15 protein-coding genes are annotated in these 17150 nt (G+C 65.2%); 9 read left to right on the plus strand and 6 right to left on the minus strand.

What is annotated here, in order from left to right; all coding sequences use genetic code 11:
• Positions 1-84 precede the first annotated feature (84 nt).
• From ACEN8U_RS21915 to ACEN8U_RS21925, 3 genes are all read right to left on the minus strand, one after another.
• Entirely contained in the window at positions 85-2586 is a 2502-nt protein-coding gene (locus tag ACEN8U_RS21915) for an acyl-CoA dehydrogenase (RefSeq protein ID WP_310110125.1), read from the minus strand.
• Between the two features lie 153 nt (positions 2587-2739).
• The gene (locus tag ACEN8U_RS21920; protein ID WP_310110127.1) at positions 2740-3705 is read right to left on the minus strand and encodes a TetR/AcrR family transcriptional regulator; all 966 of its coding nucleotides are present in this window, start codon (positions 3703-3705) and stop codon (positions 2740-2742) included.
• 345 nt (positions 3706-4050) lie between these two features.
• A complete protein-coding gene (locus ACEN8U_RS21925) occupies positions 4051-5298 on the minus strand; it encodes an MFS transporter (RefSeq protein ID WP_013588098.1) in 1248 nt (415 codons plus the stop codon).
• 396 nt (positions 5299-5694) lie between these two features.
• Between ACEN8U_RS21925 and ACEN8U_RS21930 the strand changes: the two genes are divergently transcribed.
• Positions 5695-6909 carry a hybrid sensor histidine kinase/response regulator gene (locus ACEN8U_RS21930; protein ID WP_310110128.1) on the plus strand — a complete coding sequence of 405 codons (1215 nt, stop codon included), beginning with the start codon at positions 5695-5697 and terminating at the stop codon, positions 6907-6909.
• A 25-nt stretch (positions 6910-6934) separates the two neighbouring features.
• On the opposite strand, the gene ACEN8U_RS21935 is transcribed toward ACEN8U_RS21930, so the two are convergent.
• On the minus strand, positions 6935-9640 hold the full coding sequence (locus ACEN8U_RS21935; protein ID WP_310110130.1) for a response regulator: 2706 nt from the start codon (positions 9638-9640) through the stop codon (positions 6935-6937).
• Positions 9641-9668: 28 nt separating this feature from the next.
• On the minus strand, positions 9669-10883 hold the full coding sequence (locus tag ACEN8U_RS21940; RefSeq protein WP_310110131.1) for a hypothetical protein: 1215 nt from the start codon (positions 10881-10883) through the stop codon (positions 9669-9671).
• Between the two features lie 289 nt (positions 10884-11172).
• On the opposite strand from ACEN8U_RS21940, the gene ACEN8U_RS21945 reads away from it, so the two are divergent.
• Entirely contained in the window at positions 11173-11502 is a 330-nt protein-coding gene (locus ACEN8U_RS21945) for a four-helix bundle copper-binding protein (protein WP_028361117.1), read from the plus strand.
• Between the two features lie 55 nt (positions 11503-11557).
• Here the strand turns inward: ACEN8U_RS21945 and ACEN8U_RS21950 are convergent, their stop codons facing one another.
• Positions 11558-11821, minus strand: coding sequence for a hypothetical protein (locus ACEN8U_RS21950; protein WP_310110132.1), 264 nt, complete (start codon positions 11819-11821; stop codon positions 11558-11560).
• Between the two features lie 39 nt (positions 11822-11860).
• On the opposite strand from ACEN8U_RS21950, the gene ACEN8U_RS21955 reads away from it, so the two are divergent.
• The 7 genes from ACEN8U_RS21955 to ACEN8U_RS21985 all read left to right on the plus strand — a co-directional run bounded on the left by ACEN8U_RS21955 (position 11861) and on the right by ACEN8U_RS21985 (position 17128).
• Complete coding sequence (locus ACEN8U_RS21955; RefSeq protein WP_310110133.1) at positions 11861-11992, plus strand: hypothetical protein; 132 nt, start codon at positions 11861-11863, stop codon at positions 11990-11992.
• A gap of 89 nt (positions 11993-12081) precedes the next feature.
• The gene (locus tag ACEN8U_RS21960; protein ID WP_310110134.1) at positions 12082-12372 is read left to right on the plus strand and encodes a hypothetical protein; all 291 of its coding nucleotides are present in this window, start codon (positions 12082-12084) and stop codon (positions 12370-12372) included.
• Positions 12369-13904 (plus strand): TolC family protein, encoded by a 1536-nt coding sequence (locus ACEN8U_RS21965; RefSeq protein ID WP_374725935.1) that lies wholly within the window; start codon positions 12369-12371, stop codon positions 13902-13904. Before ACEN8U_RS21960 ends, ACEN8U_RS21965 begins: the two co-directional genes overlap by 4 nt.
• 2 nt (positions 13905-13906) lie before the next feature.
• Positions 13907-15202, plus strand: coding sequence for a copper oxidase (locus ACEN8U_RS21970; RefSeq protein ID WP_310110136.1), 1296 nt, complete (start codon positions 13907-13909; stop codon positions 15200-15202).
• A 66-nt stretch (positions 15203-15268) separates the two neighbouring features.
• Positions 15269-15634 carry a copper-binding protein gene (locus ACEN8U_RS21975; protein WP_310110137.1) on the plus strand — a complete coding sequence of 122 codons (366 nt, stop codon included), beginning with the start codon at positions 15269-15271 and terminating at the stop codon, positions 15632-15634.
• A 106-nt stretch (positions 15635-15740) separates the two neighbouring features.
• Positions 15741-16334 carry a cytochrome b/b6 domain-containing protein gene (locus ACEN8U_RS21980; protein ID WP_310110138.1) on the plus strand — a complete coding sequence of 198 codons (594 nt, stop codon included), beginning with the start codon at positions 15741-15743 and terminating at the stop codon, positions 16332-16334.
• Positions 16335-16336: 2 nt separating this feature from the next.
• Entirely contained in the window at positions 16337-17128 is a 792-nt protein-coding gene (locus tag ACEN8U_RS21985) for a molybdopterin-dependent oxidoreductase (protein WP_310110139.1), read from the plus strand.
• The last annotated feature ends 22 nt before the right edge of the window (positions 17129-17150 follow it).

Genomic DNA, 17150 nt, shown 5'->3' on the forward strand with positions numbered 1-17150 from the left:
CTGCGGCCAGTGTGCACCCAGTTTCGCGCGCCGGCGTGTTTCCAGGCGAGCTTTTTTCATGCGATGGCGAATTCGCGTTGTCACTCACAGCTCCGCCGCTTCCAGCGCGTTGTCGAGCGCCTCCTGACGGCGTTGCAGATGGGCGAGCAGGTCGAAGTCGGCAGAAAAATCGTCGACTTTCACGACGAGCGCGGCGTAGCGCGCGTAATCGTCGAGCACGCGCCGCTCGTCCGCATCGATCAGACCTTGCTGCAGCGCGGCGTCGGCCCATGCGGGGAGTTGCACGGCGCTCTGCGGCATGGGTTCGAGGCGCCGCGCCTTGACCGCTTCGCGAAGCTTCTGCTCGATCTGCGTCACGCGCGGGTTGAGCGCGAAGACGAGCTCGCCATAGCCGAGCGCGTCGACATCCGGATGCGGCACGTACGAATCGGCGACCAGCCGGTCGCGCGCGGCGCCGGGCGTCTGCATCAGCTGCGCGATCTCGCTGCCGAGGCGGTCCGACGGCTCGCGGTACGGCAGACCGAACGGGAAGGCGAGCAGGCGCACGAGCCCCGCGGCGAGGCGATTCGGATAGTTCGCGAGCACGCCGTCGAGAGCCTGTTGCGCGCGATAAAGCGAGTCTTCGACGCCCCAGCGCACGAGCGGCAGATCGTCTTCCTGACGGCCTTCGTCCTCGAAACGCTTGAGCGTCGCCGAAATCAGATAGAGCTGCGAGAGCACGTCGCCAAGACGCGCCGAGATGCGTTCGCGGCGTTTCAGATCGCCGCCGAGCACGAACATGGAGACGTCCGCGAGCAGCGCGAACACCGTGGCCATGCGCGTCGCGGCGCGATAGTAGCGGTGCAGCGGCGCATGGGCCGCACGCGGCGTCGCGATGAAAGCACCGCCGCTCAGGCCGTACACGAAGCTGCGCACCACGTTCGAGAGCGTAAAGCCGAGGTGGCCGAAGAACGCGTCGTCGAAATCGCGCAGCGCTTGAGCGCGGTCGGCTTCGCGCGTCGCGCTCATTTCCTTCAGCACGTAGGGATGGCAGCGGATCGCGCCCTGGCCGAAGATGATCAGGCAGCGGGTAAGAATGTTCGCGCCTTCGACCGTGATCGCAATCGGCACCTGCTGATATGCGCGCGCCAGAAAGTTCGACGGCCCCATGCAGATGCCTTTGCCGCCGGCGACGTCCATCGCGTCGTTGATCACCGTGCGGGCGCGCTCGGTAATGTGATATTTGGCGATTGCCGAAATGACCGAGGGTTTTTCGCCGAGATCGACCGCGTGCGCCGACAGGCGGCGCGCGGCGTCCATCACATACAGATTGCCGCCCATGCGGCCGAGCGCTTCCTGCACGCCTTCGAACTTGCCGACGGCCGTGCGGAACTGGCGGCGCACCGCGGCATAGGCGCCCGTGCCGCGCACGGCGATCTTCGCCATGCCGACATTCGACGACGGCAGGGAGATCGCGCGCCCGGCCGCGAGACATTCCATCAGCATGCGCCAGCCGTTGCCCACTTGCGCGCGTCCGCCGATGACCCAGTCGAGAGGAATAAAGACGTCTTTGCCCGAGTTCGGGCCGTTCTGGAACACGGCGTTCAGCGGCCAGTGACGCCGGCCGATGTTCACGCCCGGATGATCGGTCGGAATGAGTGCGCAGGTAATGCCGGGTTCGTCGTTCGCGCTGAGCAGATGGTCCGGATCGAGCGCGCGAAAGGCGAGGCCGAGCACCGTCGCGATCGGCCCGAGCGTGATGTAGCGCTTGTCCCACGTCACGCGAAAGCCGAGCGTCTCGCGGCCCTCGAACAGGCCCTTGCAGACGATGCCGACGTCCGGAATCGCGGCGGCGTCCGAACCGGCGTAAGGGCTCGTCAGCGCGAAGCAGGGGATTTCCTCGCCGCGCGCAAGACGCGGCAAATAGTGGTTCTTCTGCTCGTCGGTGCCGTAATGCATCAGCAGTTCCGCGGGGCCGAGCGAATTGGGCACCATCACCGAGACGGCGGCGGCCGAGCAGCGCGTGGCGAGCTTCATGATGACCTGCGAATGCGCGTAGGCGGAGAACTGCTTGCCGCCGTACTGCTTCGGAATGATCATGCCGAGAAAGCCGCGCTCCTTGACGAACTGCCATGCTTGCGGCGACAGATCCTGCCACACCATGGTGGTTTCCCAGTCGTTCGCGAGATCGCACAGCTCTTCGCATTCGTTGTCGAGGAATGCCTGCTCTTCGGCGCTCAGGGTGGCGGGGCCGTAGCCGAGCAGCGTGTCCCAGTGAGGGCGGCCGGAGAACAGTTGCGCGTCCCACCAGACGGTGCCGGCTTCGATCGCGTCGCGCTCGGTCGGCGACATCTCCGGCAGGATCTTGCGGAAAACGTCGAGCACCGGCCTCGCGAGCCACGCGCGCCGCAGCGGCTTCACGGCGAGCACGAGCGCGGGCAGCACCAGCACGATGGCGAAGAATGTGGTTGCCGCAGCGCCCGCTGCGCCGCTCACGCGCACGGCCACGACCCACGCGATCATGAAGGCCAGCCACCCGGGCGCGCGCGCCTGAGCGTACACGAGCGCCAGCATGCCCACCACCAGCAGCAAGACGAACCACGACATGACGTTTCCTCCCTGATTCCACGCTGCGTACGCATGCCTGCCCGGCGCGCGGACGGTTCGCGTTGTTCTTGATCTTGTGCGAGCAGGCTTGCGTCGATGGGCGCGGTGCCTGCCGCTGTCAGTCTGTCAAGCGGCCCCGTGTGGGCGGCGCACTTACGTTGCGCCGTGCAACGCGTGCGGCAGCACGGCACGGGCTTCAAGCGCGCCGCCGCGCGGCTCGCCGTCGAAGCCTGCTGTCGCGGACGAAGCGCGCGTGCCCGAGGCGGCCGGCGCAAGAAACGCGTCTGCCGGGCAGGGCGACAAACCCGAGCCGCCGGCTTCGTCGGGCGCTTCATGGGCTGCGGCGGCCGCCTTGTGCTCGCGGTTTGGCGCGGCGCCGTCGGAACCGGCGCTCGTGTCTGCGGCTGTATCGGAGTCCGTCGCGTCGCCGAGTACGGCCGCGAACATCGCCAGTTGCGACGCATCCGGCAGCGGCGCCTTGAGCGCGGCGACCATCAGCGAGGCGAGGCGGGCGATCAGTTGCAGGTCGTTCATCGACTTGCCCTGCGAGAACTCGGCGATGAGGCTCTCGGTGTCGGCGCCCGCCAGCACGCCGGACAGCGCGCCGATCGCGAAGTGCAGACGCCAGCCCAATTCCTCGCGCGGCAGATGCGGCAGCGCGCGCTGGAACGCGTCGAAAAAACGCACGGCCACCGACGCATAGTGCGCGTTCAGAAAGTCGCGAATGAATGCAGACGGATCCGTGTAGGCGCGGCCCAGCAGTCGCAGGAACGCCTTGCCGCCCACGCGCGGATCGCGCGAGAGCCGCAGCGCCGGAATGAACATCGCGCCGAGCACGTGCTCGCAGGTGAGCCGCTCGCCGAGCATATGGTCGAAGCGCTCGAGCAGCTTCACGCGCTCCTCGTTGAGGCGGTCGAGCCGGCGCGACAGCATGGAATGAATCAGCGATTCCTTGCTGCCGAAGTGATAGTTGACCGCCGCCAGATTCACTTCGGCGCGCGAAGTAATCTGGCGCAGCGACATGGCCTCGTATCCGCAATCGATGAAGAGCGTCTCAGCGGCGTCGAGGATGCGTGACTTGGTATCGCCGGCGTGCCGGCTCGTTGTGCGACCTGCCATGTTGCGTCTCCAGTTGCCGGGCGCCCGGCCCGCAAACAGGCGCTTCAAATGTCAATTTGAAACAGCCGTTTTTTTCAGGATAAGAAGGATGATGAAGCTCGGCAAGGGTTGGTTGTCGATTAACTCCTCTAGAAGACCTGAAGACAAACCGCGCGCCTTGCGCGCGGAAACAAAAAGGCCGTTCCGACGAATCGGAACGGCCTCGTATGAATGAACAAGCGGTTTGGCCCTGCGCGTGTGCGCTATGTACTGTGCGGCACGCGCTTCATGCCGCGGCGGTTTTTGCCGCCTTTTGTCTATTGTGCCCGATAACCGCGCGGCGAAATAGCTGTTTAGTTCGAACGCTTAAAGCTGTTGTCCGGCGGGGCGGCCTTGTACAGGTTCGCCCACGTGCGCGGCCGACTGCGTCATGTCGATGCCGCGGCGTTCGCGGCTAAACGGAATCAGCGCGCAGATCACGAGCGCGACGATGCCGATCACGACCGCCATCACAAGCGCATAGTTGTTGCCGTGGGCTTCGGCGGCGCTCGCCTGCAGCGGCCCGTTCACCGACGCGATCAGATTGCCGAGCTGATACACGAGCCCCGGAAAGGTCGCGCGAATTTCGTCGGGCGAGATCTCGTTCAGGTGGACCGGAATCACGCCCCACGCGCCCTGCACGGAGATCTGCATGAGGAACGCGCCCACCGCGAGCAGCACCGGCGTGCTCGAAAAAGCCCACAGCGGCAGCACCGGCAGTGCGATCAGCGCGGATATGAAGATCGCGCGCTTGCGTCCGATCTTCTCCGACAACATGCCGAAAAAGAGCCCGCCGCAGATCGCGCCGATGTTCAGCGTAATGGTGATGAGCGACACCGTGTGCGCGTCGAAGTGATGCTGCACGCGCAGGAAAGTGGGGTACAGGTCCTGCGATCCGTGCGAGAAGAAGTTGAAGGCGGTCATGAGCACGATCGCATAGAGCGAGAGCTTGACGTTCTGCTTCAAGGTGGCGACGAGGCCGGGGCGCGCCTGTTTCTCCAGCGTCTTGAAGGCGGGCGACTCGGGCACGTGCGCGCGGATGTACAGCACGAGCAGCGCAGGCAGCACGCCGACAAAGAACATGCCGCGCCAGCCGATGTACTGATAGAACACGCCGAACACGACCGAAGCGAGCAGGTAGCCGCTCGGATAGCCGGCTTGCAGCAGGCCGGACACGATGCCGCGCGATTTGGGCGGCACGGTTTCCATCGTCAACGCGCCGCCCACGCCCCATTCGCCGCCCATGGCGATGCCGAAAAGCGCGCGCAGCACGAGGAGGATGGCGAGGTTCGGCGAGAAGCCCGACAGCAATTCGAGCAGCGAGAAGCAAGCGATGTTGACCATCAGCGTGGGCCGGCGGCCATAGCGGTCCGCGAGCCAGCCGAAAATCAGCGCGCCGAGCGGGCGCATCATCAGCGTCAGCATAATGCCGAATGCGACTTCCGGGATTTTCGTATTGAATTCCGCCGCAATATCTTTCAATACGAACACCATCAGGAAGAAATCGAAGGCGTCGAGTGTCCAGCCGAGATAGGCGGCGATCGTGACGTTTCTCTGTTCGCGTGTCCAGCTCATTGTTTGTTCTCCTCGTCTCCACCTGGTTTTCATTGACCCGCGGGCGACGCCCGTGCCGGCAGACCCGTGCCACGGCCATCGAGCGCGAGTGTACGCCCACCTTTAAGCGCCTGCAGGAATCACCGCGGCGTTATGGGTGTTAATCCTAGAGCAATAAACGTGCTGAATGGGAGATTCAAGGGGAATGTCGGCTTGACGTAATAATTGTATTGACGGTGTTTGCCAAAGCGTTTGGAGTATGTAATGGAATTATTGCCGATCGGGCGTTGAATGCGGTCGGCGGAACTTCATTGTTTTGCGAAGCGCAAGTCGGCTTTACCGATGCGCGAGGCCGCGACGGTAGAATGCGATGAATACCGACTGTCGGCGGTTGCCAACGAATGAGCCCCCAATGCGATGACTGATACGAGACCCCCGACGACACCCCCGACGACACCCCCGGCTTCAACCGCGCCTGCGGCAATCCAGGCGCCGTTCTCGATCCTGTTCGTCGACGACGACGAGATGTCGCGCAATCACTTCGCGCGCGCCGTGGGCAACGATTATCGCGTGCATCTTGCGCAGAATCCCGACGAGGCGATGGCGCTGCTGCGCGAGCTGGGGCCGGACATCGCCGTGCTCGTCACCGACTTTCGCATGCCCGGCCGCGACGGCGGCCATCTGCTGCGCGAGGTCGGCGACGCGTATCCGCAAATCGTGCGTATTCTCGTGACCGCCTATGCCGACAAGGACATGCTGCTGCAGACCTTCAACACCGGCGACCTGTTCCGCATCCTCGAAAAGCCGCTTCGCGTGGAATCGGTGCGCGAGGTGCTGCGTCAGGCGGTGGCGCGCTACGCCGAGCGGGAAACGCGTCAGCAGCGGCTCCTCGCCATGGACGAGACCCTCGCGTTTCTTGCCCACGAGCTCAATACGCCGCTTGCCGCCATCTCGCTCTTTGCGCGTTCGGTCGAAAACGACGTCGCGCAGGAATACGACCCGCAGCGTCAGCGCGAGATCGGTCTCGCGGCCACCTCCATGCTCAACAACGCGCAGTACTGCCTGACGCTGATCTCGTCGTTCTGGGCGACCGTGCATAAAAGCGGCGGCCCGCAGTCCGCGACAGGCAGCGCGGTGCGCGAGGTGAAGGCGACGCGTCTCGTCGCCACGTTGCTCGACTCGTATCCGTTTGCGGGCGCGCAGCGCGAATGGGTCGACGTCGAGGCGCGCGGCGATTTCGTCGTTCACGCCATGCCCAATTGCGTCGCGCTGGTGCTTTCTTCGCTGATGTCCAATGCGTTGCGCGCGCTCGAGGGCTGCCGGTCGCCCTCGCTGCGCGTCGAAGTGGTGTGCGAGCCGGAGCCGGAGATTCGCCTGCACGACAATGGTCCCGGCATCGCGCCCGAGGTCAAGGCGCGCCTGCTGCTCGATCCGGTGACCACGCACGCGGGACGCGGCGGCCACGGCATGGGCATGATTTTTTGCAACCGCATCATGCAGTCGTTCGGCGGCGGGCTGCGGATCGAATCGACGCTCGGCGAGGGCACGACCGTGACGATGCGCTTTCCCGGACTCAGAGGCCGCGTTCAGGGCGGCGCGCGCGAGGAGGCGTCGGACGGCCACGCCGCCTGATCGCGGGTTGGGAGCCGACGCCTTTTCAATGCTCGCGCATCGCGAGACCGCTCGGGCTTGCGGAGTCGGCGTTTCCTGTCTGCGGCGCCTGCTTTGTTGGTTCCAACGGTTCCAACGGTTCCAGCGGTTCGTGCCGGCCTTGCGCTGCGCTTGTGAGCTCCAGATAGCGATGCAGCGCCTCGGCCGAGCGCTCGCCTAGCTCGCCGATCCGTTCGAGCCAGTCGGGTTCCGCAGGCCACGCACCTTCCAGCGTGCGCGGATAGATCTGCCGCGTGAACTGATGCAGCGCCTTCGCGCCGATGTTGCCGCTCGCGCCGAGCAGCAGATGCAGCGCGCCGTGTGCCGCGTCCAGATCGCCCTTCGCGGCATGTTCACGGAGCTGCGCAATCAGCGCGCGAAGCTGCCCGATCCCACTTGCAAAGGATGCGTCGAGGAGGCCTAGCGCGGCCAGTTCTCCGAGTTGATGCCGGTCGAGCAGCTCGCTTTGCCCGGCGGCGGGCGAGTCGGCCCATTGCGCCTCGGCCGTCGCCGCCAAAGCAGCGAGTCCGGCCGAAGCCGAGGGTCCCGGCGCTCGCGACAAGGCCGGCGCACGGCGCGCCTCGCTCCCCGCGTCATGCATATTGGCTACACCGCCGCCTTGCTGCGCAAACTGCCTCGTGAGGCACGCGTACAGCGAACCGACCTGCACGGGCTTGACCAGGACCTCGTTCATGCCGATGTTCATGCAGGCCTGCACCGAGCCGATGTCCGACTGGCTCGTGAGCGCGATGATCGGCACGTTCGCGTAGGCATCGGGGCGCGCGCGAATCGCTGCCGCCGTTTCGAGGCCGCCCATGCCCGGCATGTTCATGTCGACCACGACCGCATCGATGGCGGTCGCTTCGTCGAGCCGGTCGAGCACCGCCTGCCCATGCTCCGCTTCGACGACGCTCGCACCGAAGCGCTCCAGATACGCTTTCGCGACGAGCCGGCTGTAGGTGTCGTCGTCGGCGACGAGAATCGACTTGCCGGAGAAGTCGTCGAAGCGCTGATTCAGATGCCGCCGGTTGCCGTTCTCGAAGAGCGCCTGCAATGACGCGAAGAGTTCGATCACGCTGCACGACTTGCTGATCATGTCGTCCATGCCGGCGCGCCGCGCCAATACCCGCGCAATATTGCCCGGCTCGGACGTGTACGCGGCGACGAGCACGTTCCAGTTCGGATGATCGCGCCCGGCGCGCAGTTGCTCGGTGGCGGTGTAGCCGTCGAGCACCGGCATGTTGACGTCCATCAGCACGAGGTCGTAAGTGGCCGCGTCGCGCAGCATCGTCAGCGCGACATGGCCGTTGTCGGCCTCGTCCACCTCGGCGCCTACCTTCGACAGGCTGCGCCGCGTGCGGGCGCGCTGAGCGGCGTCGTCGTCGGCGAGAAGAATGCGTTTGCCCTTGAGCACGGCGGTGGCGCGCTCCGTCACGGCGCGCTCGTGCGCCGCCACCTCGCTTTCGGTGACAGGGGGAAAGTGCAACGTGAATTGCGTGAACTTGCCCGGCTCGGACTTGCACGCGATGCTGCCGCCGAAGGCGCGCATCGCGCGCTGGCAGTAGGCGAGTCCGAGGCCCGTGCCGGCCGAGTTGCCGGCCGTGCGAAACGGCTCGAACAGATGCGGCAGGATCTCCGGCGCAATGCCGCTGCCGGTGTCGCGCACGGTGACGGCGTGGCGGTCCACGGTGAGCGTGAGCGTTGCCGAAGGCAGCGGCGCAATGTGATGCAGCGCGTTCTTGATCAGGTTGAAGAGCGTGAACAGGTAGACGGTCTCGTCGACCTTGAAGGTGAAATCCTCGAGCACCACGAGGCGCACCTTGCCGCGCTCCTTCTTATCGGCAAAGCCGTATTCGTCGAGCGCCTTGCGGGTGGTCGCCGCCGCGCTCAGGTAGGTGAGGGAATCCGAGCGGATCTGCTTCGCGCTGACTTCGTCGAGCGTCATGGCGATCACGCGCAGGCCGCGCTCGATCGAGAGCTGCCCATGCGCGAGATGCCGGTACAGCAGCGCCGCGCCCGCGCCCGACAGCGCGGGCACACGGCCGGCCTCCGTGAGCGCCGGCAGCGTTTCCTCGACGCGATCGAGCACATGCTTGAGCTGGCTGAGCGGGTTGCGCATTTCATGAGCGATGGAGCCGGCGAGCGCCTGCAACGCCCGGTTCTTCTCGACGAAAATGCGCCCCTTGCTGATGGCGTGGGCGAACAGCATGCTGCACAACACGACGACCGGCAGCACCGCGAGATCCGACTGGTTCGCGGTGCTGAGCACAATCGGAGCCGGCGAGCTGGCTGCCGCCGCCAGCCCGCCCGCCAGCATGCCGGCGCCGATACAGCCCATCAGCAGGAATGGATTGTCGATGCACAGCGCCATGATGAAGATCATCATGACCTCGGTCATCATCCACATGGTGGAGAACGCGTTTCTGATTGCGAGGAAGGTGCACACGAACGGCAGCACGTAGATGAGGCACACGTGCCAGTAGATCAGCAGGTACTGGTTGAAGCGCCTCGGCCAGCGCGCCTGGAAGATCAACGGAATGCAGATCAACGCCGCACTCAGGCGCAGCGGCAGGTTGTCGTACGGCTGCGGCAGGATGTAAGTCCACACGACGTAATAGACGGGGTGGCACACGAGGCCGAGTACGCCTCCCCATCGAATTGCAAACCGGCTTCGTTCGAGCACGTCCTGCATGCTTTCGCGCGGTATGATCATCTGGCCTCCAGTGACATTGACGACCCGGTCAATTCATATTTGCGGTCACGCCCAGATCGAGGTTGATCGCCGAGCCGTCCTTGCCGTGAAAAGGTCCGACCGAGAATCCGTACTTTTTCAACAGGCCATGAGTATAGGAAACGGACCATACAGGCGGGCTGCCGATAATGAAGTCGGAAGCGATACCTTCCTGCCAGGCGGCATAGCCCTCGGCAAAACAGGTGTAGCAGTCGCGCGTGCTGGGCAGCCTGAACGGGAACCTGGAGTCGAGGCCGGCCGGGCCGCGCGCGAAACATTCAATATATAGCGTATGTCCGCGAGATGCGAGTTCGGCCTCCACGCTCGCGGCACGCGGGTGCGAGTCGTCGATCCAGAAGCGCGCCCGCTTCAGGTCCGCGGCGCTGAGATAGGGCACGCTGGTGCTGCTTGCGAGGATCGCACCGTCGAACTGCGGCAGCGGTCGGTCGGGGCTGAAGGTGTGCACCGAGACCTTCGTGTGTCCGAGCAGGTCGGCGGCCATCAGTTCGCGCGCCTGATCGGCCAGCAGATTGGCCTTGTCCGGCAAGTCGATCAGCACCAGCTCGCGCGGGGCTTCCTTGTACAGCAGGTACTTCGCCACCGTCGTGCCGAGCCTTCCCGCCGCGCCGAAGAGCGCGAGCTTCGTCTTGCCGAACTCGAGGTCGAGTTCATTGCAGCAGTGAATGGCCCAATCTTTGAGCATGGCCGCGGTCGCCGCGTGGCCGGTGGTGATGTGAGGCGGCTTGATCTGCCGCGGCAACGCGCCGTAGTTGCAGGCGTAAGGCGTGGAGGCGCCCATCGCGACCATATTCAGGCCGGCCTGCCTCGCCAGTTCCAGCGCGGGGAAGAATTGCGTCTCGCGAAACCGCTTGATGCCGCGCGGACTGCCGAGCCAAAGCTCGAGCGGCACCGGGCAGGCAATATTCGCGCCGATCATCTGCGAACCCGAGTAGATGGGCGAGGCAATGAAAGGCGGCGTGCGCCAAAGCTCTTCTTCAAATGACGTGTTGCGGGCTTTTACATTGTGAAAGGAGAAAGACAGCGTGTCCCAGTCTGTGGCGTGAAAAAGAAAGCCGACACCGCCCTGGCGCGCCGGCAGATTGTCGCGGATCTGCTCGGGGTGCAGGGTGTGCTTGAGCGTCAGCGGCGCACCCGACAGGGGCGGCCGCGAAGTGCTGCGCCCGTCTTCGGAGATTGACGGTTCGTTGTAAAGAGACGTTGCCATTTTGATTGTTCCTTTGGTTTCCTGTGGTTGACCCGCGCCGTGAGTCAGCGCGGCTTCGCCGGCCGGCGTTTGACCGGCGATCCATCAACTCTAGAGAAATCCAATAGTTTTTGTCCGTGTGTTCGTGCGCATCGTCCACCGCACGGGGAGGGCGGGGAGGACGGGCGTTGCGCAGCCGCGCAGAAAAACCGCGGCCGGAATGTGCCTTGCTGCCTGTCCGACTACGGGAGCGGCGTTCGCGCATGGCGCGCCGCTTGTTGAAGATCCGACTCGTCAAATGGAGGATTCCATGACGCACGAAGCGTTTCAGTCCTGTATTTCAGCGTGCGACGCGTGCGCAATCGCGTGCGGCCACTGCGCGGGCGCCTGCCTCGCGGAAGAGGGCGTGGCCGACATGACCGGCTGCATCAAACTCGACATCGACTGCGCGGCGGCGTGCCACTTCGCGTCGGCGGCCATGGCGCGCGGCAGCAGCGAAGCCCGCACGATCTGCCGCATGTGCGCGGACATCTGCGAAGCCTGCGCCAACGAATGCGGCAAGCACGACGCGCAGCATTGCAAGGATTGCGCGGCGGCTTGCCGCGCTTGCGCGCAAGCGTGCCGGGCCATGGCTTCGTGATCCGCGTGGCGAGCCGCACGCGCTCGCCGCGCCTTACAAGCCTGAAAACCGCGTGCTAGACTTCGCGCTTATGTACGACTGGCGCAAACTCTTCATCGTTTTCCTGCTGGCACTGAGCCTCCCGGTTCAGTCGTTCGCGGCCGTCGCGATGAAGTGTGCCGCGGGTCCGGCTCGCGAGAGCGAGCCGGCTCATCAGCACGTCGTCCAGCCTGAGCAGGTTGCGCTGCACGCAGACCTGCACCAGCATGCGGCGCCCCGCGTCGATCATTTGCAGGCGGACGGCCACCAGCATGGCGGCGCGGAACACGCGCACGCGCATGCGTGCTCGACCTGCGCGTCCTGCTGCTTGGGCGCCGCGATGCTGTCCGTACCGGCGTTGCCGTCTTCCACCCGCATCGTCGATTCGTTCGAACCCGCGCCTCATCCCACACCCGCCGCGTCGTTCCTGACGGGCGGTATCGAACGGCCGCCCAGGTCCATTTCCGTCTGATTCCCGCATCCGCAGCGAGGCGCTGCGGCAGGACCATTTTTCCGCAAGACCGCCCGACGGTCTGCGGATGATTCACGACGAGAACTTTCATGCGAACCATTCGTGCAGCGCTCCTCGGCGCGAGCGCGGCGTTGCCGCTGCTCGCGCAGGCGGCGCAAAGGCCCGACCCGGCGGACGCCGGTGCGTCGGTGCCGGCCATAAGCGCGCCGTCCGCATTCGACGGCTACACCCCGTATAGCGACCGCGAAGGCGCAAGCTGGCAACAGCTGAACAGCGCGCTCGTGCCACAGCGGCCGGTGACCGGCCACATGAACGATGCGCAGCCGGGCGCGGCATCGGCCGCGAGGGGCGGTCATCAGCACGAGGGCGAATCGAGATGACGCGATACCTCATGCACCAGCGCCTTACCGGCGTCGCCATCGCGGCGGTCTTCCTCACCGGTTGCAGCACTTTTTCAAAGGACGGCGGGTTCGACAGCGTGTCCTCGGTTGCGGCGGAGCGGCTTCACAAGGACGCGGTCTACGTGAAGACCGACGAGGACCGCGACGCTGTCCTCAGGCGCACGCAGGAACTGCTGGCGGCGCCGCTCGGCATGGACGACGCCGTCCAGCTGGCGTTGCTCAACAACCGCGGGCTGCAGGCTGCGTACGCCGAACTCGGCATGTCCGAGGCCGACCTCGTGCAGGCGGGGCGCTTGCCGAACCCGGGCTTCACCTTCAGCCGCACGCATTGGAGCGACGGCTTCGGCATCGGCCGCACTTTGTCGATGAGCGTGTTGGGGGTGCTGACGCTGCCCGCGGCGACCCGCATCGAAAGCCGGCGCTTCGAAGAAACGAAGCTCGAGACCGCGAACGTCATGCTCGCGGTGGCCGCCGACGCGCGCCGGGCCTACGTGAACGCGGTGGCCGCGGCGCAGGCGGCGCACTACGCGGCGCAGGTGAAGGACACGGCGCAGGCGGGCGCGGAGCTCGCGCTGCGCATGCGTCAGGCGGGCAACTTCAGCAAGCTCGACTACGCGCGCGAGCAGGCCTTCTACGCGGAAGCGGCCGCGCGTCTCGCAAAGGCACGGCAGCAGGCGCTTGCGGCTCGTGAGAAGCTCACGCGGACCCTGGGCTTATGGGGCTCGGCGACGCAGTACACGCTGCCGGAGCGGCTGCCCGACTTGCCGAAGGACCGGCCGCAATTCGCCGGGCTGGAAAGCTTTGCGATCAGAAATCGCCTCGACATTCAGGCGGCGCAACTGCGTACGCAAAGCGTCGCCGCCTCGCTCGGCTTGAGCCGGGCAACACGCTTCGTCAATGTGCTCGATGCCGGTTATCTCAACAACTTCGAAAGCGACAAAGGGCATGAGCGCGGCTACGAAATCAGCGTCGAGATTCCGCTGTTCGACTGGGGCGGCGCCAAGGTGGCGCGCGCCGAAGCGATCTATATGCAGTCGGCGAGCCGGCTCGCGCAGACCGCGATCGACGCGCGCTCCGAGGTCCGCGAATCGTATGCCGCGTGTCTGACGAGCTACGACGTCGCAAAGCACTATCGCGACGAGGTCGTGCCGCTTGCCAAAAGCATCTCCGACGACATGCTGCTGCGCTACAACGGCATGCTCGCGAGCGTGTTCGAGCTGCTCGCCGACTCGCGCGATCAGATCGCGGCGGTCAACGGCTACATCGACGCGCTCAAGGATTACTGGCTTGCGCAGACCGATCTGGAGCAGTCGCTGGGCGGGCGCCTGCCGCCGCTGGCGATGCCGCTGCCGCCTGGCGTGCCGGCGGTGCCTGCCGTGTCCGCCAGGCCCGCTCCGTCCGCTGACCCTGCCTCGCCCCCGGCGCGCGAGCCGCAGGACTCAGCTGTTCCCACGCCGCCATCACAAGCTACCCACGCGCACGGCGCGTCGTCGAACCCTGAAGGTGAATGAACATGCTCTCTCGTCGAACGTTTCTCGGCGGTTCCGGCGCCGCGCTGGTCGGCGCGGCGCTCGTCAGCAAGGCCGGCGCGGCGTCGCTGCCCGAAGCACCCATCATGCAAACGACGGCGACCCAGCCGCCGCTTGCGCCGCCCAACGGCCGGCCGTACACGCCGGTAGCCACGCTGAACGGCTGGACTTTGCCGTGGCGCATGAAGAACGGCTGGAAGGAATTCCATCTGATCGCCGAGCCGGTCGTGCGCGAGATGGCGCCCGGCATGAAGGCGAACCTGTGGGGCTATAACGGCCAGGCGCCGGGGCCGACCATCGAGGCCGTGGAAGGCGACAAGGTTCGCATCTTCGTGACCAACAGACTGCCCGAGCACACCACCGTGCATTGGCACGGCATGCGCGTGCCCTGCGGCATGGACGGCGTGGGCGGTCTCACGCAGCCGCATATTCCGCCTGGCAAGACCTTCGTCTACGAGTTTCAGCTCGAAGGCCACGGCACATTCATGTATCACCCGCATGCCGACGAGATGGTGCAGATGGCCATGGGCATGATGGGCACATTCGTCGTGCATCCGAAGCAGCGCGGCGCGATGGCGGTGGACCGCGACTTCGTGTTCCTCATGTCGGCGTACGACATCGACCCCGGCAGCTTCACGCCGCGTGTCAACGAGATGACCGACTTCAACATGTGGACGTGGAATGCGCGCGTGTTTCCGGGCATCGACCCGCTGCCCGTGCGGGCCGGCGACCGCGTGCGCATCCGCTTCGGCAACCTCACGATGACCAATCACCCGATCCATCTGCATGGCTACAGCTTCGAGGTGGCGGGCACCGACGGCGGCTGGATCCCGCCGTCCGCGCGCTGGCCCGAGGTGACAGTCGACGTCGCGGTCGGCCAGATGCGCGCGATCGAATTCACGGCGGACCGGCCGGGCGACTGGGCCTTCCATTGCCACAAGTCGCATCACACGATGAATGCGATGGGGCACCAGGTTCCGAACCTGATCGGCGTCGAGCAGAAGGACCTCGCGAAGCGCATCGGCAAGCTGGTGCCGGACTATATGGCGATGGGCAGCAGGGGCGGCTCGATGGGCGGAATGGAGATGCCGCTGCCCGACAACACGCTGCCGATGATGACCGGCACGGGCCCGTTCGGCGCGCTTGAAATGGGCGGCATGTTCAGCGTCGTGAAAGTGCGTCAGGGGCTCGGCCGCAACGATTACCGCGACCCGGGCTGGTACCGGCATCCAGAAGGCACGGTGGCTTTCGAATACACCGGCGAGCTGCCGGCCGGTTGATGTCGCCATGCGAGCCGGGCCTCGGGCAGGGCTCACTTTCTGATCAATTTTGCTTTGGAGAACGTAATGAAGAACGCAACGGCTTCGGCTGTCATGGTGTGTGCGCTGGCTGTCTGCACGAGCGCTTATGCAGGCGGCCATACGCATGAGATGAGCGAGGCAGGCGATACAAGTGATGCAAGCAGCATGAACATTGCCGATAGCGCGAATCACCGTATGTCGCACGGCGAAGTCCGCAAGGTCGATGTCGCCGCCGGCAAGCTGACCATCAGGCACGGGCCGCTCGAGAACCTCGGCATGGACGCGATGACGATGACCTTCAAGGTCAAGGACCCGGCCATGCTGTCGCAGGTGAAAGCGGGCGACAAGATCGATTTCGTCGCCGAGGAAGTGGGCGGCGCGCTCACAGTCGTCGAGCTTCACAAGCAGTGAGCCCGTAGCGGCAATATATTTTCCGTGCGATGGAATAGCTGCGCGGGTGCGCTGTTTACGCCTATGACAGTGCCGATTTCCCGCAGCTATCCACCACGAGGCCGCCTTGAGTTCTACAACGATTCAACCCGCCTGGGTCCGCATCTCACACTGGGTCAATGCGCTCGCCGTCATGCTGATGGTGACGAGCGGCTGGCAGATCTACAACGCATCGCCGATCTTCGCGGGCTGGCGCTTTCCCGCCGCAATCACGCTGGGCGGCTGGCTCGGCGGCGCGTTGCAGTGGCACTTCGCCGTCATGTGGATGCTGGTCGCGAATTTCGCCGTGTACGTCGCGCTCAACCTCGCTTCGGGGCGCTTTCAGCGCAAACTGCTGCCCGTCAGCGCCGGGTCGCTCGCGAGCGATCTGCTCGACGCGCTGCGCGGCAAGCTGAAGCATGACGACCTCGCGCGCTACAACGCGGTGCAGAAGTCGGCCTATCTCGTCGTCATCGCCGATATCGCGCTCGTCATCGTGTCGGGGCTCGCGATCTGGAAGTCCGTGCAATTTCCCTTGCTGCGCACGCTGATGGGCGGCTACGACAACGCGCGCGTCGTGCATTTCGTTGCGATGAGCGTGCTGGTCGCGTTCTTCGTCGTGCATGTCGCGATGGTTGCGCTCGTGCCGCGCTCGCTTGTCGTGATGATCCGGGGGCGCTGATCATGAGCCTGCGCAATAGGTCTGGCAAGCTCGGTGCATTTGCGTTGTCGCACGCCGAGACCATCATCAAGGACGCTCGCGGCGAGTTGAAAAATCCCGCGCGCCGTCTGCTCGGCAAACGCATCCTGACGCTCGGCGGAATCGCCATGCTGTCGGGCTGCGATCTGTCGAACGACAAATCCGTGAACAGCATGCTGCGCAAGATGTCGTCGTTCAACGACGACGTCCAGGCGCTGCTCTTCAGTCCGACCACGCTCGCGCCGACTTACCCCGAGTCGATGATCACGCGGCCGTTTCCGTTCAACGCGTTTTACGACATCGACGATGTGCCCGAGGTCGATGCCGCGAGCTACCGCTTGCAGGTCGGCGGGCTCGCCAGCGGCAAGCGCGTGTGGACGCTCGACGAACTGCGCGCGTTGCCGCAGGAAAGCCAGATCACGCGCCATATCTGCATCGAAGGGTGGAGCGCGATCGGCCGCTGGGACGGCGTGCGCTTCGCCGAATTCCTCAGGCGCGCCGGCGCGGACCTCACCGCGAAGTATGTGTCGCTGCATTGCGCGGACAACTACTGGACGAGCATCGACATGCCGACGGCGCTGCATCCGCAGACGCAGCTCACGCTCGCTTACGACGGCGAGACGCTGCCGCCGAAATACGGCTTTCCGATGAAGCTGCGCATCCCCACCAAGCTCGGCTACAAGAATCCGAAGCATATCGCCGCGATCAGCGTCACCAACGACTATCCCGGTGGCTATTGGGAGAACCAGGGTTACAACTGGTTCGGCGGGTCCTGAGGGCATCGGGCGGGTCGCGGTT

The sequence above is a fragment of the Paraburkholderia phenoliruptrix genome (genome assembly GCF_047325075.1).
GTDB lineage: Bacteria > Pseudomonadota > Gammaproteobacteria > Burkholderiales > Burkholderiaceae > Paraburkholderia > Paraburkholderia phenoliruptrix.